Annotated in this window: 23 protein-coding genes; 15 read left to right on the top strand and 8 right to left on the bottom strand. The window is 69.4% G+C overall.

Annotated elements, in window-relative coordinates; all coding sequences use genetic code 11:
• Positions 1 to 495 precede the first annotated feature (495 nt).
• Positions 496 to 1,842 carry a DUF1552 domain-containing protein gene (locus WME98_RS24880; RefSeq protein WP_437953538.1) on the top strand — a complete coding sequence of 449 codons (1,347 nt, stop codon included), beginning with the start codon at positions 496 to 498 and terminating at the stop codon, positions 1,840 to 1,842.
• 288 nt (positions 1,843 to 2,130) lie between these two features.
• On the opposite strand, the gene WME98_RS24885 is transcribed toward WME98_RS24880, so the two are convergent.
• On the bottom strand, positions 2,131 to 2,958 hold the full coding sequence (locus tag WME98_RS24885; RefSeq protein ID WP_437953540.1) for an NAD-dependent epimerase/dehydratase family protein: 828 nt from the start codon (positions 2,956 to 2,958) through the stop codon (positions 2,131 to 2,133).
• Between WME98_RS24885 and WME98_RS24890 the strand changes: the two genes are divergently transcribed.
• Positions 2,881 to 3,411 carry a hypothetical protein gene (locus WME98_RS24890; protein ID WP_437954185.1) on the top strand — a complete coding sequence of 177 codons (531 nt, stop codon included), beginning with the start codon at positions 2,881 to 2,883 and terminating at the stop codon, positions 3,409 to 3,411. The genes WME98_RS24885 and WME98_RS24890 overlap by 78 nt on opposite strands.
• A 19-nt stretch (positions 3,412 to 3,430) precedes the next feature.
• Here the strand turns inward: WME98_RS24890 and WME98_RS24895 are convergent, their stop codons facing one another.
• Positions 3,431 to 3,844, bottom strand: a complete 414-nt coding sequence (locus tag WME98_RS24895; RefSeq protein WP_437953542.1) for an LIC_13387 family protein — start codon at positions 3,842 to 3,844, stop codon at positions 3,431 to 3,433.
• An 85-nt stretch (positions 3,845 to 3,929) separates the two neighbouring features.
• Positions 3,930 to 4,196 carry a hypothetical protein gene (locus tag WME98_RS24900; protein ID WP_437953544.1) on the bottom strand — a complete coding sequence of 89 codons (267 nt, stop codon included), beginning with the start codon at positions 4,194 to 4,196 and terminating at the stop codon, positions 3,930 to 3,932.
• A gap of 468 nt (positions 4,197 to 4,664) precedes the next feature.
• On the opposite strand from WME98_RS24900, the gene WME98_RS24905 reads away from it, so the two are divergent.
• From WME98_RS24905 to WME98_RS24945, 9 genes are all read left to right on the top strand, one after another.
• Entirely contained in the window at positions 4,665 to 4,916 is a 252-nt protein-coding gene (locus WME98_RS24905) for an addiction module protein (protein ID WP_437335424.1), read from the top strand.
• A complete protein-coding gene (locus tag WME98_RS24910; protein WP_437953546.1) occupies positions 4,894 to 5,205 on the top strand; it encodes a type II toxin-antitoxin system RelE/ParE family toxin in 312 nt (103 codons plus the stop codon). Before WME98_RS24905 ends, WME98_RS24910 begins: the two co-directional genes overlap by 23 nt.
• 364 nt (positions 5,206 to 5,569) lie before the next feature.
• Entirely contained in the window at positions 5,570 to 5,992 is a 423-nt protein-coding gene (locus tag WME98_RS24915) for a hypothetical protein (protein ID WP_437953548.1), read from the top strand.
• 607 nt (positions 5,993 to 6,599) lie between these two features.
• Positions 6,600 to 6,815: a hypothetical protein gene (locus tag WME98_RS24920; protein ID WP_437317456.1), complete on the top strand. Its 216-nt coding sequence runs from the start codon at positions 6,600 to 6,602 to the stop codon at positions 6,813 to 6,815.
• Positions 6,791 to 7,219 (top strand): HNH endonuclease, encoded by a 429-nt coding sequence (locus WME98_RS24925; protein WP_437953550.1) that lies wholly within the window; start codon positions 6,791 to 6,793, stop codon positions 7,217 to 7,219. The genes WME98_RS24920 and WME98_RS24925 overlap by 25 nt, the downstream gene beginning before the upstream one ends.
• A gap of 702 nt (positions 7,220 to 7,921) precedes the next feature.
• Positions 7,922 to 8,881, top strand: a complete 960-nt coding sequence (locus WME98_RS24930) for a protein phosphatase 2C domain-containing protein (protein WP_437953552.1) — start codon at positions 7,922 to 7,924, stop codon at positions 8,879 to 8,881.
• Between the two features lie 153 nt (positions 8,882 to 9,034).
• A complete protein-coding gene (locus tag WME98_RS24935) occupies positions 9,035 to 9,700 on the top strand; it encodes a dihydrofolate reductase family protein (protein WP_437953554.1) in 666 nt (221 codons plus the stop codon).
• Between the two features lie 23 nt (positions 9,701 to 9,723).
• Complete coding sequence (locus WME98_RS24940; protein ID WP_437953556.1) at positions 9,724 to 10,158, top strand: YciI family protein; 435 nt, start codon at positions 9,724 to 9,726, stop codon at positions 10,156 to 10,158.
• Between the two features lie 324 nt (positions 10,159 to 10,482).
• Positions 10,483 to 10,974, top strand: a complete 492-nt coding sequence (locus WME98_RS24945; RefSeq protein WP_437335431.1) for a hypothetical protein — start codon at positions 10,483 to 10,485, stop codon at positions 10,972 to 10,974.
• A gap of 88 nt (positions 10,975 to 11,062) precedes the next feature.
• On the opposite strand, the gene pabB is transcribed toward WME98_RS24945, so the two are convergent.
• The 4 genes from pabB to WME98_RS24965 form a co-directional block, all read right to left on the bottom strand.
• Positions 11,063 to 13,333: an aminodeoxychorismate synthase component I gene (gene pabB / locus WME98_RS24950; RefSeq protein WP_437953558.1), complete on the bottom strand. Its 2,271-nt coding sequence runs from the start codon at positions 13,331 to 13,333 to the stop codon at positions 11,063 to 11,065.
• On the bottom strand, positions 13,330 to 13,920 hold the full coding sequence (locus WME98_RS24955) for an anthranilate synthase component II (RefSeq protein ID WP_437953560.1): 591 nt from the start codon (positions 13,918 to 13,920) through the stop codon (positions 13,330 to 13,332). The genes pabB and WME98_RS24955 overlap by 4 nt, the downstream gene beginning before the upstream one ends.
• 58 nt (positions 13,921 to 13,978) lie before the next feature.
• Positions 13,979 to 18,145, bottom strand: coding sequence for a non-ribosomal peptide synthetase (locus WME98_RS24960; RefSeq protein WP_437953562.1), 4,167 nt, complete (start codon positions 18,143 to 18,145; stop codon positions 13,979 to 13,981).
• Between the two features lie 634 nt (positions 18,146 to 18,779).
• On the bottom strand, positions 18,780 to 19,136 hold the full coding sequence (locus WME98_RS24965) for a hypothetical protein (RefSeq protein WP_437953564.1): 357 nt from the start codon (positions 19,134 to 19,136) through the stop codon (positions 18,780 to 18,782).
• Between the two features lie 310 nt (positions 19,137 to 19,446).
• Between WME98_RS24965 and WME98_RS24970 the strand changes: the two genes are divergently transcribed.
• The 3 genes from WME98_RS24970 to WME98_RS24980 all read left to right on the top strand — a co-directional run bounded on the left by WME98_RS24970 (position 19,447) and on the right by WME98_RS24980 (position 21,126).
• Positions 19,447 to 19,815, top strand: a complete 369-nt coding sequence (locus tag WME98_RS24970; RefSeq protein ID WP_437953566.1) for a VOC family protein — start codon at positions 19,447 to 19,449, stop codon at positions 19,813 to 19,815.
• Between the two features lie 96 nt (positions 19,816 to 19,911).
• The gene (locus WME98_RS24975) at positions 19,912 to 20,307 is read left to right on the top strand and encodes a GFA family protein (protein WP_437954023.1); all 396 of its coding nucleotides are present in this window, start codon (positions 19,912 to 19,914) and stop codon (positions 20,305 to 20,307) included.
• Between the two features lie 372 nt (positions 20,308 to 20,679).
• Positions 20,680 to 21,126 carry a hypothetical protein gene (locus tag WME98_RS24980; protein ID WP_437953568.1) on the top strand — a complete coding sequence of 149 codons (447 nt, stop codon included), beginning with the start codon at positions 20,680 to 20,682 and terminating at the stop codon, positions 21,124 to 21,126.
• A gap of 187 nt (positions 21,127 to 21,313) precedes the next feature.
• Here WME98_RS24980 and WME98_RS24985 read toward each other — a convergent pair whose 3' ends face one another.
• Entirely contained in the window at positions 21,314 to 21,973 is a 660-nt protein-coding gene (locus tag WME98_RS24985) for a glutathione S-transferase family protein (protein ID WP_437953570.1), read from the bottom strand.
• A gap of 452 nt (positions 21,974 to 22,425) precedes the next feature.
• On the opposite strand from WME98_RS24985, the gene WME98_RS24990 reads away from it, so the two are divergent.
• Complete coding sequence (locus WME98_RS24990) at positions 22,426 to 23,655, top strand: styrene monooxygenase/indole monooxygenase family protein (protein WP_437953572.1); 1,230 nt, start codon at positions 22,426 to 22,428, stop codon at positions 23,653 to 23,655.
• The last annotated feature ends 68 nt before the right edge of the window (positions 23,656 to 23,723 follow it).

Raw genomic sequence — 23,723 nt, forward strand, 5'->3', positions numbered from 1 at the left:
CGATGGCGGCGCGCTCCGCCGGAACCTGAACGAGCGATGCCGCACCGGTTCGTCCGACGCCCCGCTCGTGGGGGCGAGGGGTGTCCGCCGGGGAAGAGCACGGCGGCGGCCGAACGCGCGGGCCGCGACCGAGATGCTGTGGCATGCCACGTCGCGGTGAGCAGCAGGTTCACGCTGCGACGGAAAAACTTCGCTCCGGCAATATCTGCTCTCGGGGTGAGCCGGTCCGATGGCCATCTGCTACTGCCATTGGTGAAACCGTTGATTCGCCAGAACGATGCTGGAGTTCTCTGCGCTGCCGGAAGCTCCGTTCGTGGCCTTCGCTAACCTCGAACTCCTCATCAAGAATGCCTGTGGTTCGATGAGGGAGCCTCCGTGCGTCCGGAGCGGACGAGGCGTGACAGCAAAGCAGGCGCGTCCTCTCGGGGGCCTCGGTCGGCCATCCCGACGACAGGAGAGAGGGGTATGTCGAAATTCCGCTTGAGCCGACGTGCCATGCTGCGAGGCGCCGGCGCCATCGCCGTCGCTCTCCCGTGGCTGGAGATCATGGGAACCGAGCGCCTGGCGCGCGCGCAACCCGCCCCCGCCCGGCGCTTCCTCGCCGTCTACACGCCCGGCGGGACCCTGATCGATCGCTGGCGTCCGACCGGCACCGAGACGAGCTTCACCCTGGGCCCCATCCTGGCGCCGCTCGCGCCAGTGCAGGACCGGCTGCTCGTCGTCGACGGCCTCGACATGAAGAGCGCGCGCGGTGAGCAGCACCAGAGCGGGATCATCGCCTGGCTCACGGGCACGTCGCAGGAGGGCGCGAACAACGGCGGCTACGGGAGGGGGCCGTCCATCGATCAGGTGATCGCCTCCCGGATCTCCGCCGGTCGGACGGCGGAGGCGAGCATCCAGCTCGCGGTGCGCTGGGCGACGGGCAAGTCCCACGGCCTGATGACGCCGATGAACATCGCCAACTTCGAGGAGGCCGCGCCGTACAGCCCCATCCAGCCGCGCCTCGATCCGGTGGAGATCTTCACCGCTCTCTTCGGCACGCTAAACCCCGGCGCCAGCGACGACGCCGCCCGTCGCCTCGCGCGGAAGCGATCGATCCTCGACTTCCTCGACCGGCGCTACGCCGCCCTCTCCGCGCGCCTCGGCGCGGCCGACAAGCAGAAGATCGACCAGCACCTGACGAAGATCCGCGAGATCGAGCAGAGCCTCAGCAGCACGCCGACTGCGACGAGCGCCTGCCGGGTCCCGACGAGGGTCGACACGTCCGACTACAACCCGAGCGCGGGGCTCGACTCGGACGACGCCGGCTCGATCAAGGACACCTCGACCGACGCGGCGATCCCCAAGGTGGGCAAGCTGATGACGGACATGCTGGTGATGGCGCTCGCCTGCGACATCACCGCGGTCGGCACCCTGCAGTGGAGCGACACCGAGGCGAAGTACACGTTGCCGTGGCTGAACCTGACCGAGCACCACCATTTCTACCAGGAAATGGGCGGCTTCAGGCCGGCCGAGTGCGAGCTCATCTACACCTGGTACTCGGAGCAGCACCTCTATCTCTTGCAGGAGATGGAGAAGGTCGACATGGGCGGGCACTCGCTGCTCGACGAGAGCGTCGTCTTCTTCGGCTCCGAGATCTCGGATCCGCCGACCCACATGAAGACGAACATGCCGTTCCTGCTGGCCGGCGGCGGCGGGGGCCTGCGCACCGGGCGCTGGGTCCGGTACCCGAACCTCCCGCACAACAACCTGCTCGTCTCTATCCTGAACCTGTTCGGCGACACCCGGACCACGTTCGGCGCGCCGGCGTACTGCACCGGGCCGCTCACGAACCTCACGTAGGCATTTCCCGCGATGCCTGGCTGAAGGCGAGCTTCGCCGCCGGCGCGAGCGGCGGGCGCGAGCCATCCTCGACCGCTGAGGTCATCGCCGAGACCTCCCATTCGCCATCACGCCCCAGCCTGCGGGCCGCCGCCTCGCGACTGTGGCGCGGACTTACCCGACTTCACCGGCGATGTGGAGCGCCGTATCCAGCGGTGCCCCGCGTCTCGGGGCGCTCGTTGACCGACTGTGGTCGATGGCGCGCGTGTTGCGGCATGCGCGTCCGCCTACCTGGACGACTGGAGAACATCACGCGCCCGCCGCGATCGCGTCCTGGAGGCGCGGGAACTCGGGCTTGAAGCCGAGATCTTCGCGGATGCGGCGGCCGTCGAGGAGGACGTCGAAGGCTCGGGCCGCTTCGCCGGCCGAGCCGTCGGGCGGTGGGGCGCCGACCGACGCGAAGACGGTGGCGAGGTCGGGGGCTTCGTCGTCGACCACGTTGTAGATGAGGTGCGAAGGCGATGCGGTGTCGAGCACGCGCGCGACAGCGTGCGCGACGTCGGCGTGATGAATCAAGGCCATGCGCTGCGACGGCGGCCAGCCGCGCATCATCGGGATCGCTTCCTCGATGTGCGGATCACCGTCGCCGTAGACGAAGGGGAGCCGGAGGACGCGCACATCGAGGCCCTCGAGGGCGAGGAGCGCGCGTTCGGCGGCGAGCTTGCTCGCGGGGTAGCCCGGTGGCGGCGCGCAGTCGTCGCCCTCGCGGGCGAGGCGGCCGCCGCTCGGTCCGTAGACCAACCCGGTGCTGGTGAAGACGAAGCGCTTCACGTTCGCGGCGCGGGCGGCGGCCGCGAGTCGTTGCGTGCCGAGGTCGTTGACGGTGTGCGCTTGTTCCGGTGTGGCGCCGCGGAAGAAGGCGGCGCAGTGGACGACCGCGTCGATGCCGCGCACCGCGGGCGCGAGCGAGGCTTCGTCGAGGAGATCGCCCTTCACGGTCTCGATCCGGTGCTCGCGCAGCTCGGCGGCGCGGTTCGGATCGCGCACGAGGGCGCGGACATGATCGCCCCGGCGGGCGAGGCGCTTTGCGAGACGGCTTCCGACCTTTCCGGTCGCTCCGGTGACGAGGATCTTCATGACCGCGATGCTAGCGACGCGCGCGGGTTGGGAATTGGAAGAAGCGGACAATGTCACGCGCGGGCATGCGCGATCGGCGCGCACGTTCGTCCTCCGGTCCTGCACGCGAGCCCCCGCCGCCATCGCCTCGCGCCCAGCGCCTCGATTGCGCCGGCCGTCGAGGCGCTGTTCGCGACCGAGCGCACCGGCGACGCGCCGCACGTCTCGATCCCGCGCCCCGAGATCGAGCTGATGTTTCGCTTCGGGCCGGCGGCGCCACGCGGGCTCGACGCGCATGTGTTCGGCGCGCAGCAGCGGGTGCGTCGCTTTCCATATCTCGTCGTGTACCGAGACGAGCCAGCGCGCATTCGGGCCGCCGCCTCACGATTGCAGCGCGGTGCGCCGGAACCTGAACGAGCGATGCCGCAACGGTTCGTCCGACGGGCCGCTCATGGCGACTGCGATGGGCTATGAGCTATCTTCGCCCGCACGCTCAGCCCACCACGAGCGCCGAACCGAAGCACGCCGTCGCGACCAGCATGGTCACGATCGGCGGCGGCGGAAACGCGCGGACGGCGATGGCCAGCAGCGCCAGCGACACCGCCGCGTTCAGCGCCACGACAGCAGGGAGCGCGGCGAGGGCGGGCGCGGCGAGCACGCAGACGGCGCCGTGCAGCGCGAGCACCAGGCCCATGGCCATGCTGAACCCCCTGAAGAGGCCGAGCAGGTCGCGCGACACCCCCATCATGGTCATCCGGTGCGCCCGCATCGCGTCCAGGACCGCGGTCTCCGCGGCGGGCGTCGCGGGGCGACCGAGCAGCAGCGCGGTGATCGCGAGGTGCCCGATCCCGGTGACGACCCACGCCCACGCGCCCACCTGAAACAGCACCTGTGCACGGCTACTCATGACAGCCCTCGTTTCTTTGCCGCCGGTCCCTGGCGGGTGCGCTCCACATGCTGCCGTTCGGATCTGGAGCACGGCCCTGGAGATCTCAATACGGCACCGGCTGGCCTCCGGTGCGATCGTCGCCGTGACCGACAGCTCCGCTGAATCCTCCGCGGGCGTCGTCTGGCGTCAGCTCGAACCGCGCGATCCGGACACCGCCGCCATGAACGATTCGGCCCTCTTCGACTGGTCTTTCACCGAGAAAGTCGATCTGGGCCAGCTCCGCCACCACCAGCGCTTCGCGTTCGGCGCCGGCGAATCGAGCAGCGGGCTGATCTCGGACGTCGAGGGACGCCGCGGAGTCCATACCCATTGGCAGCCCACGTCGGCCACCTCCCGCTTCCTCGCAGTCCGTATTTGCCGGGGTTCGGCGTCGGGGTCGGCTCGCCGTCGCGCCCGTCCTCCGCGCCGCCGGGCAATCCGTCACCGCCCTTGCCGCCGACCCTCGGGAGCCCGCCCTCGCACGGGTTCACCACGGCAGCCCCGCCGGTCACGGTCTCCGCCGAGCACGCGTCGCCGCCAACCCTCCCATCGGCGCCGTCGGCTACGTCGCTCGGCCCGGGCAAATCCTTGCCGTCATGGCCCCGCCCGTAGGTGGGGCGAAACACCTGCCTCGGAGGATCTCGACCGGTGTTTGCGCGGCCCGGAGAAGCACCGGCATGCCGGTACCATCGCCTGTTCTGGTCCGCGAGCAGACCAGCCTGGCGCGGGTGCGGCGGGCTGTCGAGCTGGAGGCCGCATCGCCGTGCGTGGCGGACCCGAGCCATGCTACAGTTCCCCTATGTCCACCGAGGAACTTCTCGCGCAGGTGCTGCTGTTGCCCCGCCACGAGCGGGCCCGGCTGGCAGAAGAAGTGCTCTCCAGCCTTGAGGAGCCCGACGCCGAGGAGGTCGCTGCAGCGTGGACGGGTGAGCTGACGCGCCGAGCGCGCGAGGTCGAGGAGGGTAAGGTCCAGACGGTCGACTGGGGCACGGCGCGAGCGGAGATCCTGAAGGAGCTCGAGGACCGGCGTGCGGGTCGAGCTTCCTCCTGAAGCGCGCGCTGAGCTTCGTGCGGCGGCCATCTGGTACGACGAGAGGCGGCCCGGGCTGGGCGACGAGTTCATCGCCGAGGTCTCGTCGATGCTCGATAAGATTGGAGAGGCCCCGACATCTTTTCAGATCTGGCCAGGGACTTCTCCTGCACCACGGAGCATTCGCAGAGCGATCGTCGACCGTTTTCCGTATGTCATTGCGTTCGAGGTGCACCCCGAGCACACGCTCGTGCTCGCCATCGCGCACGCAAAGCGACTTCCGCTGTACTGGCTCACTCGTGCCTTGTGAATAGCCCGCCCACTACGGCAATGCCCGACGCCGCTTCGCGCTGCGGGTGATTGAAAGCGTTGTGCGGGTGCGGGCGAGCTCCACTCCAGCGATTCAGCAAACCGGCGCATCTCCAGGGCGACGCCATCCTCCCCCGTGATCGTCTCGCCCTGCTCGTCCCAGCGGATGCCCCCCTTGCCCGGCGGCCCCAGCGTGAAGGTGACGCCCAGGGCCGTGAGCCGGTCCTCGCCGAGGTAGGCGATGCCGATCGAATCGCCCCCGCGCCCCGGGCCGCCGTAGCCGCAGTGAAGCACTGTAAGGGGGCAAGAGGCTCGACCGTTCCCCCGGAATGCATACGAGCTTGGGTCGAGGAGCTGGTCGTCTCGTGATCGCGATCGCCGCGCTGCTGGCCGCGTGCGGCGACGCACACCGTCCGGGTGGGCCCCCGCGGGGCGCGGAGCAGCCGCCCGAAGCCGCCGTGACGCCGACTGCGGCATCGACGGCGACCGTCGCCGGCGGGCCGACGGGGTCGCCCCTGCCGCCCGGCCCGGCGACCTGCGCTGCCGCGTCGGACTGCGTGATCGTGGCCGCGGCCGACCGCTGCTGCTCTTGCGGCACGATCTCGTCGAGGGCGGTCGCGAGTGCGTCCAACCTGGTGATCTACGACGGCAGCGGAGACTTCTTCCGTGAGCTCAACGCCCGTAGCCCCCCCGCGTGCCGGAACCTCCAGTGCGCCCCGTGCCCGCCACCGCCGCAGCTCGCGTGCGTGGCCGGCACGTGCCAGGCCGCGCCGCAGCCAGGCTTCTGATGGGAATAGGTGACCGGCGCCGCGCGGACGGTCACGACGCCCTTGGCTGGGCGGTCACGCCTCGTCCGCCTCGCTGGGGCTCGCCGCCGTCGCCGCCCGGGCCGCCGTCGGACGTCTCGATCTCGCCGTCGCGCCGGGTCACCCTGGCGTGCAGCGCGACGATGCCGACGCTCGGGGAGCCGTTCTCGCCCTCCTTGCCGCCTCGGGCGTCCTCGCCGTCCGTAGTTGCTGGGGTTCGGCGTCGGGGTCGGCTCGCCGTGGCGACCGTCCTTCGCGCCGCCGGGCGATCCGTCACCGCCCTTGCCGCCGACGCTCGGGAGCCCGCCCTCGCACGGGTTCACCACGGCAGGCCCACCCCTGCGACAGGACGACACGACGCCCAGCAGCCCGCACGGCCGCGATGACGATGCGGCCGGTCTGTTGGTCCGCAGGCATGCCGCCGACGCCGACTCGACGGGCGGCTCGCCGGCGGCGGGGAATGCTTCGAGCTCGGTTACGAGCGGGCCTGCCCAGCGGCTGGGCTGCACGGCCAAAGGGCCGTGGCGGGCCTTGAACCGACGACAGAGGGATGACATGCTGACGCGAGGCGTTGAAGACGGAGACACTCATGGAGAAGCGAACCATCGAGCAGCTCGAGGCGGCGCTCGACGCCGTCAGCAAGGACCTGGCACCCCGCGTCGAGGAGCTCGCTCAGAAGAGCACAAGCGGCGTCCTCACACCTGAAGAGCACAGAGAATATGCCGAGGTCGTCCGCTTGAACGACATGCTCAGCCTCCTCAAGCTTCAGGCAGAGGAGGTATGGAGCATGCGCGCGGCCTCGTGAAGCTGCCGAGCGACACGCGGGAGCTGGTCCAGCGGCGCGCCCAGGGGGCATGCGAGTACTGCCGCCTCCCGCAGGACGCATCGATCTTGCCTCACCAGGTAGACCACATCATCGGAAGGCAACATCGTGGTTCGGATGATGTCGACAACCTGTGTCTATGCTGCATTCGCTGCAACCTGAAGAAGGGGCCGAAGTTCGCGTCGATCGACCCCGAGAGCAAGCTTGTCGTACAGCTCTATCACCCCAGGCGGCACGCGTGGCGAGAGCACTTCGTCACGGAATCGAATGGAATCATCAACGGGCTTACAGCGGAGGGGCGCGCGACTGTTCAGCTCCTGGACATGAACGACGAGGATCGAGCTCGCTTGCGCGCGTTCCTGTTGCGCCGAGGTCGGCATCCGTGAGGTCGCCGCGAGGCTCGACACGGTGCGGGCTCGATGAACCGAGAGACCTGCTGCTGTGCGATAAGCTGGTACCCCGAGGTTCACGTGAAGGCCCGTTCGGTGATGTCGGCGGCTTCTCGCCGGGGACAAGATCTTGGCGTCCTTGGCGCCTTAAAGGCGCGCGAGACGACGCCGGGGCTGCACAGGAGACCCATCGGGCCTGCGCAGGAGCCAGACGATGATGACGAAGGACCCCGACGGGGGCGCGCAGGAGGGTCGCGAGGGCCGCGCAGGACGGCGGCTCGTGTAGCGCAGGACACCAACGGGGGTGCGCAGGAGGGCGCCCAGGCCGCGCAGGAGAGCCTGCGGGGCTGCGCAGGAGACCCACCGGGGCCGCACAGGAGGGCGCCGGGGCTTATCCAGGAGAGCCAATGGGCTGCGCAGGACGGCCGACGGCGCTGCGCAAGAGCGCCGGCGGGGCTGCGCAGGAGGGCCAATGGGCTGCACAGGACGGCCGGCGGCGCTGCGCAGGAGGGCCTGCGGGGCTGCGCAGGACGGCCGGCGGCGCTGCGCAGGACGGCCGGCGGCGCTGCGCAGGAGGGCGCCGGGCCTGCCCAGGAGGGCCGACGGGGCTGCGCAGGACGGCCGACGGCGCTGCACAGGAGCGCCCAGGCTTGTATTGTCCACGAGCGCCGACGGGCAGCACAGGAGGACCGGCTGGCCATGGGACTGTTCGACGTCGTCATCGCCCACGCCCGCTGCCCCGGCTGTGGGCATTCCCCGGAATGGCGCATCCAGGTTCGGTACGGCTATTGCCGGCAGCACGAATACAGGATCGGCGACCCGATCTGCTGGTTCGATCCGCCTGGACGCCCGGCGCCGCTCGACGATCACGGAGAGAACGTGGGTGGGCTCGTCGCCGTCCCCGGGCTCGTCGAAGCCGGCTGTCCCGGATGCGGCCAGGGCGACGGCGCGGTCCTCCTCTTCCGGGACAATATCGTCTCCAGCGTCGAGATCACGCCCTCGGAAGGCGGTGACGCGTGCGAGCAGATCGAACCTCCCTCGGGCTGGATGCGCTTCTGGTCACGCCGCGTGGCAGGTAGCGCGAACGAGGACCGTCTCGAGCTCTCCTGCCGCGGCGACCGGTGGACCGTGGCCGTCGCCGACGGCGCGGGGGGGCTCGCTGGCGGCGCGGCCGCGGCCCGCACGGCGGTGAGCGCGATGGTGGCGCTCGGCGCAGAGAGGGAGCTCGATGCCGACGGCTGGTGCGAGCGCCTCCGTCGGCTCGACGGCGAGCTGGAAGCAACGCCCACGTGCGGCGAGACGACGCTCGTCGTCGTCCAGATGCGCCGAGGCGAGCTGTGGGGCGCCAGCGTGGGGGACTCGGGAGCGCTCCTCGTCGAGCCCGACAGGGTGATCGATCTGACGGCGGCGCAGAGCCGGAAGCCGTTGGTCGGCAGCGGCGCGTGCAGGCCCGCCGGCATCCGACGCCGTCCGCTCTCGGGGCGCCTCCTGGTCGCCACCGACGGCCTCCTGAAGTACGCGTCGCGCGCGACGATCAGCGCGCTCGCGCGCACCGGCGACGTGCAGACGGCGGTGGGAGCGCTGATCCAGGCGGTGACCCTCCCGTCCGGCAACCTGCACGACGACGTCGCGGTGGTCCTCGGCGAGCACGTCGCCTAAGTCCTTGAATAGACGGTGCTTTCCTGTGACGACCGCCCAGCGAAAGAAAATCTCGTCGGCGTGTCGATCCGCCCCTGGCTCGTTCGTCGCCCCTTCAGAAGACGGCGGTCACGACGGTCGCAGGCGATGCCTGCGCCGCAAGGAGTTACGCTCATGTCGAGGCTTCGGGTCAACGCATTTTCAATCTCCATCGATGGTTACGGCGCCGGTCCCGACCAGGATCTGGACAATCCGATGGGCATCGGAGGTATGGCGCTGCACAAGTGGGTCTTGGGCACGAAGACGTTCCAGAGGATGAGCGCCGACTTTGCCGGATCCCTGCTCGGCGACCAGGTCGGCAGAGAAGGCGTTGACGACGACTTCGCCGCTCGCGGCTTCGAGAACGTCGGCGCCTGGATCCTCGGCCGCAACATGTTCGGGCCGATGCGGGGCCCTTGGTCCGACGACGGCTGGAAGGGATGGTGGGGCAACAACCCGCCCTACCACGTACCCGTCTTCGTGCTCACGCACCATGCTCGTGCGCCCATCACGATGGAGGGCGGAACGACGTTCCACTTCGTGACCGATGGCATCCATGCCGCGCTGAAGCGCGCGACGGAAGCGGCGCAGGGAAAGGACGTCCGACTCGGCGGCGGCGTCGCCACCGTTCGCCAGTACCTCACCGCCGGGCTGATCGACGAGATCCACCTCGTGATCTCCCCCGTGCTCCTGGGCAGGGGCGAGCACCTCCTCGCCGGCATCGATACGGTGAGCCTCGGCTACACGTGCACGGAGCGCGCCTCCTCGGACGACGCCACTCACGTCGTCTTGACGAAGTAGCCTTACCCAGGGATAAGCGCGCTATGAAGGTCATGGTGATCGTCAAGGCCACGAAGGAGTCCGAGGCGGGGGTGATGCCGGACGAGGCGGTCATCGCCGAGATGGGCAAGTTCAAAGAGGAGCTCGTCAAAGCCGGGGTCATGCTCGCCGGAGAGGGGCTGCATCCGAGCAGCAAAGGCAAGCGCCTCCACATCTCGGGCGGCAAGAGGACGCTCGTCGACGGTCCGTTCGCCGAGACCAAGGAGCTCGTCGGCGGATACTGGATCTGGCAGGTGGCGTCGCTGGACGAGGCGGTCGCGTGGGCCAGGCGCTGCGCCGACTACATGCCCAGCGGGGAATGGGTGCTCGAGCTTCGACCGATCTTCGAGGCCGAGGACTTCGGCAAGGAGTTCACGCCGGAGCTGCGCGCGCAGGAGCAACGCCTGCGCGCCGAGATCGAGCGGCAGCGGAAATCTTGAACGAGAGGTAGGCACCCGCCCCACGTCCAGCATCGTCGACCCCGGCGAGAGCCGCCATGGGCCACGCCCATGGCGATGGCCGGGCGGCTAGCCTCGGGCGTCGCTTCGGGTCCCCTCGGTCCGGTCTCGCCGTCGTTGCCCGCGCCCTGCCGTCGCTCTCGCATCGCACGGGCGAACCGATGTCCGCAGCCCGCTCCGCCTCAGGATGCAGGTCGCCGAACGGACACGGAGGCGCTGCGTCGCCGCGGCGGCGACGCCGGGCTGCTGACCTGACACACCGGAGTTCTTGCGGTGGCCAGCCTACAGGGAGGACAATCGGGTGCGATGGTGACCACCTCCTCGTCGGTGCAGGTCGAGCTGCTGGAACGGACGGACGTGTACGTGGTGGCGACCTGGCGGCGGCTCATGCTGCTCATCTGGCGCGGGCAGGAGAGCGTCGCCGGCATCGAGCGTTCCCGGGCGCACTTCCGGGCCTGGGCGGAGCGTCAGCCGGGAGGGGCAGCCTTCCTGATCGTGGTCCCCCGCCAGCACACCGGGCCGCCCAACGAGGAGAGCCGGGCGGCGATGCAGCGGGCGGCGAGCGCTCCAGGGGAGTACATGAAGGGCGTGGCCACGCTCGTCGAGGCCGAGGGGTTCATCGCCGCGTCGGTCCGCGCCATCATGATGCGGCTGCAGCCCCGCGGGTCGCAGGCGCCCGCGCCGAACATCTTCCGGACGCCGGCCGAGGTCGCGGCCTGGGCGGCGATGGTGCTGCAGGACCGGGAGATCACGCCCGAGGAGCTCGCGGAGGCGCTCCGCGTGGCGCGCGAGGGCTGAGCGCGCGCCCGCCGCCCGCTCGCCCTCGGGCCGGCCCGATGTGCCCGGGCCGGCCCGGTGTGCCCGGGCCGCCCCGTGTCGCCAGCCGTCAGGCTCCGTCGAACACGGCTCCGTTGATCTTGTCGCAGAGCGCCGCGTCGTAGCCGAGCTTCGCGTCGTGGAGGCTCACCGCGGGGACCGCGCCCATCAACGAGTTCGTCAAGAACACCTGGTCCGCGGCCATCAGATCCTCCACCGTGAGGCGCCGGTCCTCGACGGCGAAGCCCCACTGCGGCAGGAGCCGCCGGACCTCGGCCGCCATGGTGCCCGGCAACGCGTGCGCCGACGCGGGGAAGCACGCGGTATCGCCAAACACGCAGCACACGCTCGCGGTGTTCGTCTCCGACACGGAGCGATCCGCGTTGAGGATCAACGCCTCGTCCGCGCCGTGGCGCTTGGCCCAGTCCCCGGCCAGTTTATAGTACATGTAATTGAGGGTCTTGTGGCCGGCGAGGTGCGTGTGCCGGCAGTGCGGATACACCCGGAGGGCCAGCCCAGGCTTCGAGCTCAGGGCGGGGCGCGGCGAATAGGGCCTGGCGCTCGCGAAGAGCACGGGGGACGGCCGCGCGCCGCTCGGCTTGCCCGCGGCCGCCACGAGCTTCACCACGGCGATCGCGCTCGACAGCCCGTTCCTCTGGATGAGCTGGGCGATGACGTCGGCCCAGGTGACATCCGGCGGCGCGGACTGGAAGAACTCCCGCCAGGCGAGCTCGAAGCGCTGCAAATGGGCCTGGAGCAGGATCGGACGGCCCGCCTGGACGCGCAAGGTCTCGAAGAAGCCGAAGCCATACGCCAGCCCTTCGGCGTCGAGCGGCACCGAGGCGGCCGCGCTGGGTTTGAAGGCCCCGTCCTGCCAGACCGTGCTGGCGCTCCGCTCGTCGCCGCCCGTCGCGGCCAGGGCGTCCATCAGCGTGCGCCCCTTGTGGAGCGTCTCTTCGAACTCGCTCGCTGGATCCGAGTCGAAGACGATGCCGCCGCCGACGGAGAATACGACCCTGCCGCCCGTGAACGTCGCGGTCCGGATCGCGATGGATAGATCCATCGTGCCGTCGAACCCGACGTAGCCGATGCTGCCCGTGTAGATGTGCCTGCGGACCGGCTCGAGCTCGTCGATGATCTCCATCGCCCGGATCTTCGGGCACCCCGTGATCGAGCCGCCCGGGAAGGTCGCGCGGAGCAGATCGACGGCATCCATGCCGGGATCGAGCTCGCCCTTCACGATCGAGACGAGGTGATAGACGTTCTGATAGGCCTCGAGGCGCTTGTGCTCGAGCACGCGCACCGACCCCGGGCGGCAGACCTTGCCGATGTCGTTGCGGAGCAGGTCGACGATCATCGACAGCTCGGCGTCTTCCTTCGCGCTCTCCAGGAGCTCCGTCCGCAGGGCATCATCCTCGTCCGGAGTCCTCCCGCGAGGCCGCGTGCCTTTGATGGGTCGCGTCTCCACGCCGCCGTCCCTGAGCTCGATGAACCGCTCGGGGGAGGTCGAGACGATCTGGTGGTCTCCGGCGTTGATGTATGCGAAGAAGGGCGCCGGATTGGCCGCATACATCGTGGCGAAGCAGTCGAAGGGGTCCCCGGCGAACGGCGCCTGAAAGCGCTGGGACATGTTCACCTGGTACACGTCGCCGTCGACGATGTACCTGCGGATCGCCTCGACCGCCGAGAGGTACTCCTCCCGCGAAACGATCGAAGCACATCGGCCGCTCGCTCGCGGCGCCGGCTCTCGGAGCGCCGCCGCCGGCGCGCCGAGCGCCTCCTTGAAGCGCGCCACGTCTCGGCGAAACGCATCGTCGTGCTCTTGCAATCCTCGCAAGCGCATCGCCAGGAGCGTCGTCGCTCCCGAGACCCGGTCGTGGATCACGAGGATGGCCGGCGCCACGAGGTGCATCAGCGGCAGCTCGAGATCGTCGATGCTCGTCCTCGGCAGCTGCTCCAGGCAGTCCTTCAAATCGTACGCGAAGTAGCCGAGGAGCCCGCTGGACAGCGGCAGCGGCGCTCCCAGCTCCGGCACGCTGCAGTGCTGAAGCAGGCGGCGCAGCGCGGTGAACGGGTCCTCGTCGAGCTCGACGCGATGGTCGCCGTCGGCGAGCGTGGTCCGCGCGCGGTGACCGCTCAGCGACAGCCAGGGATAGACGCCGAGGATGTGGTGACGGGCGGAGTCGAGCTCCCCGCCGCTCATCAGCGCCACGGTGCCGGGCAGATGCGCGAAGCGGCGCACCACGTCCACGAACGGCTCCTTCAGGTCGAGGGGCTCGGAATGCACCCCCGTCACCCTCCGGAGCCAGGGCAGGCTGACGTCGACCACAGCTGTGCTCATGACAGCGCTCCTTTCAGCGGACCCGAGCGCAGGAAGTTCTCGACCAGCGTGAACCCGTGCTGGGTGAGGAAGCTCTCGGGGTGGAACTGGACGCCGAAGAGCGGATGGCGGACATGTTGGAGCGCCATCGGCACGCCGTCCGTGGCCCGGGCGTTGACCCTCAACTCCCCGCTGATGCCCGTGACGGCGAGCGAATGATAGCGCGCTACCGTGAACGGCTGGGGGACGCCTTCGAAGAGACCGGTCCCGTCGTGATGTACGGCGCTCGTCTTGCCGTGCATCGGCACGGGCGCGTGCACCGTGCTGCCGCCGAACGCTTCGTTCATGCACTGCATGCCGAGGCACACGCCCAGGATGGGGACCTCGCCCTGGTAACGACGGATGAGCTCGGTCGAGATACCGGCGGCGCTCGGGCTCTTGGGGCCAGGGCTCACGAGGACGTAGTCGGGCCGCTGGCGCGCGACGTCTTCGACCGAGAGCGCGTCGGCGCGGAACACCGAGATGTCCAGGTCGTAGCTGCGGAACATCTGCACGAGGTTGAAGGTGAAGGAGTCGTAGTTGTCGATGACGAGAAGCTTGGCAGGCATGCTCTAGCCTCGTGTTTTCGTGTGAGAGAGGGCGCCGCCTTCCTCCCCGGCGCGGCCGCTACAACATCGTGAGCCCACCGTCGACCGGCAGGTACGAGCCGGTCATGAACCGCGACAGGTCGCTCGCCAAGAAGAGCACGGCGCCCGCCATGTCCTCCGGCAAGCCGTTGCGGCGCAACGGGGACTTGGAGGCGATCGCCTCCTTGACCGCGGGCGCCATCGGCATGGCCGCGTCCGTCAACGTGAGCCCGGGCGCGACGGTGTTGACGCGAACGCCAGAAGGACCCAGCTCGGCGGCGAGCGCGCGCACGAAGGCGTCGACCGCGGCCTTCGCCGTGCTCTGCGCGAGGAACCCCTCGTTGCTGCGCCTGGAGAGGCTGCTCGAGACCGCCACGATGCTGCCGCTCTTGCGCCGGAGCATCTCCGGGACGACCGCCTGGCACGGGAGGAACACCGCCTTGAGCTCATCGCTGACCTTCCGCTCGAGATCGGCCCAGTCGTACTCGACGAAGGGGCGATGACGAAAGTTGATATGAGCGTTCGCCACCAGGACGTCGATGCGCTCGAAGCGCTGGTGGACGGCCTTCACGAGGTTGGTCACGTCGGCGGCGTCGGTCACGTCCGCCCCGAAGACCTCGGCGATCCCGCCCTCCGCCTCGATCTGCTCCTTGACGCGCCGAGCCTGCGCCTCGCTGTCCCGGTAGTTGATGGCGACCCTCGCGCCGTGCTCCGCGAGCAGCAGCGCGGTGGCGAGCCCGATACCACGGCTGCCGCCGGTGACCAGCGCCACCTTGTCGTGGAGCAGCCCCGAGCCCGCCCGCGTCTTCGGCGCTCGTCGAGCCGTGGCGGAGGGCTGCGCCTTTCGCTCGCTGGGAGGCCGGCGCGCGATCTCGCGGTCGACCGCGGCGGCCATCGCGTCGAGCTTGGGCGCATCGAAGAGCTCCGACACGACGAGCTCGACCTGGAATACGTCCTTGATCCTCGCCAGGACGCGCATGGCAGAGAGCGAGTGCCCACCGATGCCGAAGAAGTGCGATCGGCGGCCGATGCGCGCGGCGGGCACGTTCACGACGAGGGACCAGATGTCGGCGAGCGCGCGCTCGGTCGGGCTCGCCGGAGGCTCGTACGGGTCGCTCTGTTGCAGCTCGCCCTGCGCCTCGAGGAGCGCGCGGCGATTCATCTTGCCGTTCGGCAGCTGCGGCATCGCGTCGAGCAGGACGAACGCGTCCGGCACCATGTACGCCGGCAGCCTGCTTTGCAGGAACGCGCGCAGCTCCAGGAGGCGCACGGCGCTGCCGGGCGCGCTGGTGTAGAACGCGATCAGCCGATCGCCCTTGCCCACGACCGCCCGGGCGCGGATGCCTTCGAAGTCGCCGAGCACCATCTCCACCTGGCGCACGTCGACGCGAAAGCCCCGCACCTTGACCTGAAAGTCCCAGCGACCGATGTAGTCGAGCGTGCCGTCCGGGAGGTGTCTGACGACGTCGCCCGTGTTGTAGAGGCGATCGCTCGGCTCAGCGCCGAACGGGTTGGCCACGAAGCGCTCGGCGGTCAGGGCGTCGAGGCCGTGGTACCCCTCGGGCAAGCTCACGGAGGCGACGTGCAGCTCCCCGGGGACGCCTTCGGGCACCAGCCTGCCCTGGCGATCGAGCACGTAGACCTTTGTGTTGGCGATCGGCGTGCCGATCGGGACGAAATCGCGCTGACCGTCGAAGCTCGCCGTATCGTAGTAGCTGATGTCGTTGAGCTCGGTGCAGCCATAGTTGTTGAGCAGGCGCGCGCTCGGGAACACCTCGCGGAAGGCGAGCACCAGGGCCTTCGGCAGCGGCTCGCCGGCGGTGATACATATCTTCAGCGCCGGCAAGCGCCGCCCGCTCGACTGCAGGTGCTCGATGACGCTCGCGAGGTGCGAGGGCCCGATGTTGAGGCGGCTGACGTGGTGCTCGGCCAGCGCGGCGACGAAGGCCGCCGCATCTCGGACGGCGTCGTTGCCGATGAACACCTGCGGGCACCCGTTGAGCAGGCCCGCGAACAGCTCCTTGACCGCGACCGCAAAGACGAACGTCGTCTTCTGGGCGACGACCTCACCCGCCTCGAACGGCAGCCAGGTCTCGAGGGCGCTCAGCCAGTTGTTGAGCTGGCGATGGGGCACCCGGACGCCCTTGGGCTTGCCCGTGGACCCCGACGTATACATGACGTAGGCGAGCGCCTCGGGCTGCGCGCGCAGCTCCGGCGGCGTATCCGGGGACTTCGACGCGGCGTCCCAGACCTGCTCGAGCCTGAGGCACCGGGCGTCGTCGAGCTCGAGCTGGGCCTGGTGCCGGGCGCCGCAAACGACGGCGCTCGGGCGCGCGTCCTCAAGGATTTGCCGCACGTAGGACTTCGGGTATGCCGGGTCGATCGGCACGTACGCCGCCCCCGCCTTCCAGATACCGAGCAGGGTCGCGAGTAGCTCGCCGCTGCGATCCAGACACACGGCGACCAGGTCCCCTCGCGCGACGCCCCGCGCCGCGAGCGCGTGCGCCACCTGGTTCGCGTGCCGCGCGAGCTCGAGGTAGCTCCAGGCGCTCCGCGCGTCCCAGCACGCCACCGCGCCCGGCGAGCGCTCGACCTGCGCGTCGAAGCGCTGGACGAAGGACCAGGCTGGCGCTGGGGTCGCCGGCGCTCGGTTGTACTGCTCGAGCAGCTTCTGAACGTCGGTGTCGCGCAGCAGAGGCAGCTCGAGCACGCGCCGATTCGCGTCGCTGAACATGCCTTCCAGCACCCGCTGATGGTGAGCGAGCAAGCGCTCGATGGCCTCGCGGTCGTACAGATCGGAGGCGTACACCACCTCCACCTCGAGCTCGTCCGCCCCCCCCGAGTACGACAGCTCGATCTCGCATCGCGCAGGGACGTGCTCTCTCACGAGCAGCCTCCGGACCGCGTCGTCGCCCTCGTCGGGATCGGGGTAAGCGTAGAAATTCACGTCACCCGGCAGCGGAGCGCCCAGCGAGGTCTCAGGGAAGTTTTGATGCCTCATGACGATGGGCACCAGCGGGTTCGCGCCGCCGCGACGCGCGACGTCGGTCGCCTGCAGGATCCGTTCGAAGGGCACGGCGTGCTCGAACGCGGTCAGCACCTGCGCGCGCACCGCCTTGAGCAGCGCGCCGACGCTGGTCTGTTCGTCGATGTGCAGCCGGAGCGGCAAGATATTGATGAAGAACCCGATCAAGGGCTCGAACTCGACGTCCGTTCGGTTGGACGTCGTGGTGCCGATGCAGAGGTCGTCCCTGTTCGTGTACCGGCCGATCGTGACGCCGAGCGCCGCGAGCAACGACATGAAGAGCGTGCAGCCGTGCTGGCGAGACAGGCGTTCGAGGTTTCGCGCAAACTCGCTCGAATAGCGATGCACGAAGCTCTGGCTCTTCGTGCCGGATTTCGCCTGCCGCGTATGCGTCGTGGGGAGCTCGAGGCTGTCCTCGTAGCCCTCGAGCGTTCGACGCCAGTAGTCGAGGCGCGCGGACGACTCCGAGGCCCGCTGCGAGCGTGCGTAATCCTTGTATTGTACGGTCAGCGGCGGCAAAGCGGGCCGCTCCGCGCGGCAGAACGCCGCGTAAGCGCTCTGGAGCTCCCCCAGAAAGACGGCCTTCAGCGACCAGGCATCCGCCGCGATGTGGTGCACGTTGAACAGGAGCAGGTGCCGGTCCGCCGCCAAGCGCAGCAAGCTCACGATGAAGATCGGACCCCGGAGGAGGTCGAAGCGGTGCTCGAGGTGTCGCTCGAGGTGCTCCAGCATCCGAGCGCGGTCGACGGCGATGACCGGCAGGCGCACGCGCTCCGGCGGCGCGACGAGCTGCACGGGCTCTCCCTTGTCCGTCTGCCCGTAGCAGGTGCGCAAGCTCTCGTGACGGGCGACGATCTCGCTCAAGCTCTGCTCCAGCGCCGCGACATCGAGGTTGCCTCGGACGAGCAGCAGGAGGGGCAGATTGTAGCTCGTGTTCTCTGGACTGCGCTGGTGGTGGATCCACAGCCGCTCTTGGAACAAGGACAGCGGGCTGCCCTCATCGCCGGGCGCCGGCGGCGCCTGCAGTTCATCCGCCGCCGCTGCTGGTGACGCTGCCATCGTCGAGGGTGACATCACGACGGGCTGCACGCTCGCTGCCTCCTCGCGAACGATGCCTCCCTCGTCGTGCACGAGCCCCGAACGACCCGTGACGTGAACAGACGAACCCTCATCGACAGCCATACCTGCTCCTCCAGGGAGTGGAACGTTCAAACGCATCGGCGATCCGCAGAGCCTCGGTGATACCTGGGCTATATTTGTGCAGAGCTAAACCCTGGCTCAAGCTTCTTGCGTGATCGCCCGTATCCCAGTGATGCCCAGTTGGGCCGCCTCTTTCAGCACGCGGTCGGTCAGAGGGGGACTCACAGCTCGGCAGGCCGCCGAGGCCGGTCAACCGCCGCAGGTCCTTCTCAAGGTTACAAAGAACGGTCGATCATGCGCGTTCGGGCGTGCACCGCATCGTTCATCCCCGCAAGGGAGCACAAGGACCTTACCACGATCTGGCCCTGGTCGGAGGGTTTCGTAGGTTCGCGCACACGAGTCCACGCTCATGTTGGTCGCGTGGACGTAGTGATGACTGCAGAGCGTGTCAACGGATTTGAAACAGCGGGAACGTGGATTCCAGAGGGAAGCAGCTTACCGTCTCGAGAAAATGGCGCGGCGCGCTGAGGTGCGGAAGGCACCGGTGCAGACGGTGGCTCCGGGCTCGGAAACGCTGTCAACGTCCAAATAAGCGGTTTGTTTCATGGAAGTTTCTGGTGGACATGGAAATGGCAATCTGACCCTAGTCACCCGGTCAGTAGAGCAGGCCTTGCCTTCAGTCGCGCACGGTCGCCTTGGCGTACAGCGCGACGAGGGCGATGCTCGGGTAGCCGTTCTCGCCCCCTTGCCGCCTCGGCCGCCGCAGCCGACGGCCCCGCCCGAGCCTCCCCCGGCGGCGCCCCTTGGACGCCCCCGGCGCCCCCCTTGGACGCGGCGCCGCACACGCCGAGCCCGCCCCTGCGGCGGCCGCCTCCGCCGCCGCCCTGGCCCGGCCCGGCGCGCCCCAGTCGCCGTCGCCGGCCCGGTCCGCTTCCCACCCCACGACGCTCGGGAGCCCGCCCTCGCACGCGTTCACCGCTGCAGGCCCGCCCTGCGCGGTGGAGAGCTCGGCGAGGTGCGACGACCTGAACACCCCCGCCGCAGATCGGTCGGGCCGCCGCGGGGGCACTTCGCGGCGGAGCGGTAGGGCATCGAGGGCGCGCTCTCGCCTTCGTCCGGTGTAGTGCCGCACGGTCCCGGGCCGGTCTCCTTGACAAGGTGGGGCAGCCGTCGGATACGCTACCTTCCGACGATGCGCGGTGGCGGCACGAGGGGGTCGGTTCGGAGCTCAAGGCGCTCCACGCGGAAGCGGCGGTCAGCGGTCGAGAGGGCTGATCACGCCGAGTGGCCGCGGTCGACGATGCCGCGAGACGGGCGCGGGCTCGCACACTGCAGGAGAGCTCATGTTTGACCACGTCGTCTTCGGAGTCAGCGACTACGCAGCGAGCAAAGCGTTCTTCCTCAAGGCGCTCGAACCGCTCGGCGTAGCTGTCGTCCTGGAGGGGCCGCTCGGCCTCGAGCTCAGCGCAGACGGTAAGTCGTCGTTGTGCATCTGCCAGACCGAGGAGAAGCCGGCGCGTCTTCACCTGGCCTTCACGGCCGAGAATCGCCAGCAAGTCGAGGCTTTCTATCGCGCGGCGCTGGAGGCGGGCGGCAAAGACAATGGCGCGCCTGGTCTGCGCCCGCAATACCACGCGAACTACTATGCAGCGTTCGTCATCGGCCCGGACGGGCACAACATCGAGGTGGTTTGCCACGACCCCGAGGCCTGACCTTTCCATCGAGGGGACGTCCACGAGCGGGCTTCACCCACCCGCGGCCGCCCCCCGTGTCGACCGTCGGGCGACGCCATCCACCGGAGCACCATGATGAGAAATCGCCTCGCGAGCTGCAATTGCGGCAGGTTGTCGGCCGAGGTCGAAGGCGAGCCGATTCGCGTGTCCGTCTGTCACTGCCTGGCCTGCCAACGACGGACCGGAAGCGTGTTTGGCGCTCAGGCCAGGTTCAATCGCGCGAACGTGAAGATAAAGGGGCAGGGGAAGGACTTCGTTCGAATCGGAGACGAAGGGACGAAGAGCACCTTCACGTTTTGTCCTGAGTGCGGCGCCACCGTCTATTACGCGATGGCCGGGCACGAGGACGTGATCGCCATACCGGTGGGAGCCTTTGCGGACCCGGCCTTCCCCGGTCCAACGTTTTCGGTCTATGAAGAGCGAATGCACGGCTGGGTGGTCATGCCGCAAGACATCGAGCACATGCGCTAGGCGCTGTCGACCCTTGGCCCGCTTCAGGAGCAAGTCATGCGACCGCTTCGGTATTCCATCAACGTCACGTATAGTACTGCTCGTCCGCCCTGCAGGGGGCTCGCCGCCGTCGCCGCCCTGGCCGCCGTCGAGCGGCCGGATCTCGGCGCCGCGCGCGGTCACTCTGGCGTGCAGCGCGACGATGCCGATGCTCGGGTAGCCGTTATCGCCCCCGTCGCCGCCTCGTCCGCCGCCGCCGGCCCCGCCCGATCCTTCCTCGGCGCGCCCCTTGGACGCCGGACGTCCTTGGGTCGAAGGCCGCCACCTTGACGGCTCACGCATGCGACCCAATAAGGCGGTGAATCAGACGGGGTTTGTCCGCTGATCGCCGCCATGACGCTGGGTGGCGATAATCAATTCATCTACAGATTCAACTTGATGGTCGAGGTGCGAATGAGCGCTGAAAGAACAAACGGGCCGATTCTGCTTCGCAACACCATGGCCTTCGACCGGCAGCACGCGGCTGAATTCAAGAGAGCCATCGTCAACGCGGTCGAGTTTGCCAACAAGCACGCTCCACAGCTGATGGTTCAGACCTACGTCGACGATGAGAAGGGCCTCTGCTACAGCTTCCAGTTGTTCCAAGACTCCGACGCGATTCTTCGCCACTGGCAGGTGTCTGATCCAAATATTGCTGAGGTCATGAAATATTGTGTGATTCGCAGCATGGAGGTGTATGGCAGCCCCAGTAAAGCCGTGCGCGACGGTATTCTGGGCTCGGTCGGTGAAGCCAACGTGTCGTTCACGCCAGAGCTCGTCGGGTTTTCCCGTCTTGGCTAAAGCCGCCCGACGACGCGCTGCACCCGAACCCCGCGCCGCAGCGAAGCGGAGGCGCGAGGTCGGGTGAGCTGGAGCGTCGTTAGACCGACCGGTGGCCGCCCTGTCGAGAAATTGCGGCGGCTGGTGCACGTTGGTTCGTAATTCCTCGCGCCGTCCGCCCTGACCCGCGGTGACGAGGGCCCGCGCTCTAGCGGATGTCGTCGACGCTCACGCCGAGTCGCTCGGCGTAGAGGCCGAGGGTGCGCTGCCACGCCGGGCGGGCCTGACAGCGCTCGAAGTAGGCCTTGAGCCTCGGGAAGGGCTCCATCAGGTCGGTCTTGCGGATGCTGCGCAGGACGCCGGCCATCATGATGTCGGCCGCCGTGAAATCGGCGCAGGCGATCCACTCGCGGTCCTCGAGGCGGCGCTCGACGTCGCCGAGCCAGCGGCGGGCGAGCTTGGGCACCTCCGCGTGCAGCGTGCGTGCGGCTTTGCCGCTGTCGAAGATCCCGATCATGTCGAGGCACACGAGGGTCGGCTCGACGGTGCCGACCGCGGCGAAGCACCACTGGACGACGCGGGTGCGGCCCTGGACGTCGCCCGGGATCAGCTTGCCGGCCTTCTCCGCCAGGTAGAGCACCACCGCGGCAGATTCGGCCACCACGAAGCCGTCGTCGTCGATGACCGGCGCCTGGCGGAAGGGGCTGATGCGGCGGTAGGCGTCGCTGTCGAGCTCGCCGGCGGTGTGGTCGAGCGCGTGGACGCGATACGGCAGCCCGGTCTCCTCGAGCGCCCACTGCGCCCGGAGGTCTTTCGTCTCGCCGATCCCCTCGGGGAAGATTCTACCGAAGCCATAGAGCGTGATCATGTCGTTCTCCGATCGGTGGCCGGATCCCCCGGCCGGCGCCGGAGCGTGCCATGCCGCGGGCGGCGGCGCGAGCTCCGGCGCCAGGCGGTTGACCCAACCCGACGCGGCCCAGCGAGCCGACCCGGGTCGAGGCATGAGCGATCCAGGTTGACGCGTGAGCGGCCGCTGCTCCTCGGCGTCGATTTCACACATCCTCCTCCCGACGATAGTGGGCCGCTCTACTGTGCTCCTCCACAATACGCGGCTTGATCGAGGCCGCCGAGGAGGAATTCAGGGCGTCACTCGAGATCGACACGCGCGTTCCGCGCAGCGGTGTGGTCCTCTGGAAGAAGGGCCGCCGCGCGCGGGGCCTTCGCCGCCGCGATCCGCTCCCGCGGCGTCGCCGCGGTCGGGGGCGCCGAGAGCCCGGCGGACCTCGCACCCGACAGGTGAGAAGGATGAGGAGGACAAGGATGCCCACCATCGCAATCGTCGGCGCCGGCATGGCCGGCCTGCACCTCGCGCTGCACCTCCAGAAGGAGGGCTTGGGCGTGAGCCTCTATGAGGAGCGCACGCCGGACGAGATCCGGGCGGGGCGCCTGCCCAGCACCGTCGCGCTCTCCCCGCCGACCCGGGCGCGCCAGCGGGCGCTCGGCGTCGCGCACTGGGAGGGGGCCGAGCACGCCACGGGCGTCGTCCGGATGCGCGTGGCGGCCGATCCGCCGCTCGGCTTCGTCGGCCACCCGCCGGATCACATGCTCTTCATCGACATGCGCGTCTATCTGCCCCGGCTGCTCGAGGACTTCGCCGCGCGCGGCGGCCGCGTGGTGAAGGCCTCGCTCGACGCGGGCGGCGTCCGCGACCTCGCCGCGGGGCACGACCTCGTGGTCGTCGCCACGGGGCGCGCGGGCCTCTCGGACCTCTTCCCGAGGGTCCCCGAGCGCAGCCCGCACGCCGGGCCCCAGCGGCGGCTCTTCGCGGGCATCGTCCGCGGGCTCCGCATGCCCGAGCGGCTCGAGTTCATGTTCCAGCTCTCCCCGGGGCACGGCGAGATCTTCGAGAACCAGTACCTCACGCTCGGCGGGGTCGCGCCAGCGCTGCTCATCGAGGCGATCCCCGGCGGCGCGCTCGAGCCGATCACGCGGATGCGCTACGAGGACGATCCGGCGAGGTTCGACGCGGCGCTGCTCGACGCGGTGCTCGCGCACGCGCCGCTCACGGCCGAGCGCGTCGACCGGGCGCGCTTCGGCGTGGCCAGCCCGCGCGACTACCTGACCGGCGCCGTGACGCCGCTCGTGCGGCGCGCGTACGCGCCCCTCGGCGGCGGCCGGTTCGCGCTCGCGCTGGGCGATCTCCACATCACCCACGATCCGATCATGGGCCAGGGCGCGAACATGGCCACGCTCGCGGCGTGGCTCGCCGCCGAGCGGATCGCGGGGCAGGCCGCCGCCGGCGCCGCGTTCGACGAGGCGTTCTGCGCGGACCTGGAGGACCGCCTCTGGGAGGCGCTCCGGCCCGCCACGGAGTGGACCAACGCCTTCCTCCTGCCGCCGCCGGACCACGCGCTGGCGCTCCTCGCCGCGGCCTCGCGCAGCCAGTCGCTGGCCGACGCGTTCGCCACGAACTTCTCCTACCCGGATCGCCAGTGGGCGATCCTCTCGTCGCCCGACGCGACCGCCCGCTTCATCGCGAGCCACGCCTGACGCGGCGGCTTGCGCGGCGCGCAACGAAGCGCGCGATGGTGCGCCGATCAAAGGGCTGGACTGACTTA

This window comes from Sorangium sp. So ce296 (assembly GCF_051529605.1).
Classification (GTDB): Bacteria; Myxococcota_A; Polyangia; order Polyangiales; family Polyangiaceae; genus Sorangium; species Sorangium cellulosum_D.

Bases quoted from the DNA above. Each gene is read 5' to 3' on its own strand.
- WME98_RS24880 (WP_437953538.1), top strand. From the start codon at position 496: ATGCTGCGAGGCGCCGGCGCCATCGCCGTCGCTCTCCCGTGGCTGGAG.
- WME98_RS24890 (WP_437954185.1), top strand. From the start codon at position 2,881: ATGATCGCCCCGGCGGGCGAGGCGCTTTGCGAGACGGCTTCCGACCTT.
- WME98_RS24885 (WP_437953540.1), bottom strand. From the start codon at position 2,958: ATGAAGATCCTCGTCACCGGAGCGACCGGAAAGGTCGGAAGCCGTCTC.
- WME98_RS24895 (WP_437953542.1), bottom strand. From the start codon at position 3,844: ATGAGTAGCCGTGCACAGGTGCTGTTTCAGGTGGGCGCGTGGGCGTGG.
- WME98_RS24900 (WP_437953544.1), bottom strand. From the start codon at position 4,196: ATGGGTATGGACTCCGCGGCGTCCCTCGACGTCCGAGATCAGCCCGCT.
- WME98_RS24905 (WP_437335424.1), top strand. From the start codon at position 4,665: ATGTCCACCGAGGAACTTCTCGCGCAGGTGCTGCTGTTGCCCCGCCAC.
- WME98_RS24920 (WP_437317456.1), top strand. From the start codon at position 6,600: ATGGAGAAGCGAACCATCGAGCAGCTCGAGGCGGCGCTCGACGCCGTC.
- WME98_RS24925 (WP_437953550.1), top strand. From the start codon at position 6,791: ATGGAGCATGCGCGCGGCCTCGTGAAGCTGCCGAGCGACACGCGGGAG.
- WME98_RS24930 (WP_437953552.1), top strand. From the start codon at position 7,922: ATGGGACTGTTCGACGTCGTCATCGCCCACGCCCGCTGCCCCGGCTGT.
- WME98_RS24935 (WP_437953554.1), top strand. From the start codon at position 9,035: ATGTCGAGGCTTCGGGTCAACGCATTTTCAATCTCCATCGATGGTTAC.
- WME98_RS24940 (WP_437953556.1), top strand. From the start codon at position 9,724: ATGAAGGTCATGGTGATCGTCAAGGCCACGAAGGAGTCCGAGGCGGGG.
- WME98_RS24945 (WP_437335431.1), top strand. From the start codon at position 10,483: ATGGTGACCACCTCCTCGTCGGTGCAGGTCGAGCTGCTGGAACGGACG.
- pabB (WP_437953558.1), bottom strand. From the start codon at position 13,333: ATGAGCACAGCTGTGGTCGACGTCAGCCTGCCCTGGCTCCGGAGGGTG.
- WME98_RS24955 (WP_437953560.1), bottom strand. From the start codon at position 13,920: ATGCCTGCCAAGCTTCTCGTCATCGACAACTACGACTCCTTCACCTTC.
- WME98_RS24960 (WP_437953562.1), bottom strand. From the start codon at position 18,145: ATGGCTGTCGATGAGGGTTCGTCTGTTCACGTCACGGGTCGTTCGGGG.
- WME98_RS24970 (WP_437953566.1), top strand. From the start codon at position 19,447: ATGTTTGACCACGTCGTCTTCGGAGTCAGCGACTACGCAGCGAGCAAA.
- WME98_RS24975 (WP_437954023.1), top strand. From the start codon at position 19,912: ATGAGAAATCGCCTCGCGAGCTGCAATTGCGGCAGGTTGTCGGCCGAG.
- WME98_RS24980 (WP_437953568.1), top strand. From the start codon at position 20,680: ATGACGCTGGGTGGCGATAATCAATTCATCTACAGATTCAACTTGATG.
- WME98_RS24985 (WP_437953570.1), bottom strand. From the start codon at position 21,973: ATGATCACGCTCTATGGCTTCGGTAGAATCTTCCCCGAGGGGATCGGC.
- WME98_RS24990 (WP_437953572.1), top strand. From the start codon at position 22,426: ATGCCCACCATCGCAATCGTCGGCGCCGGCATGGCCGGCCTGCACCTC.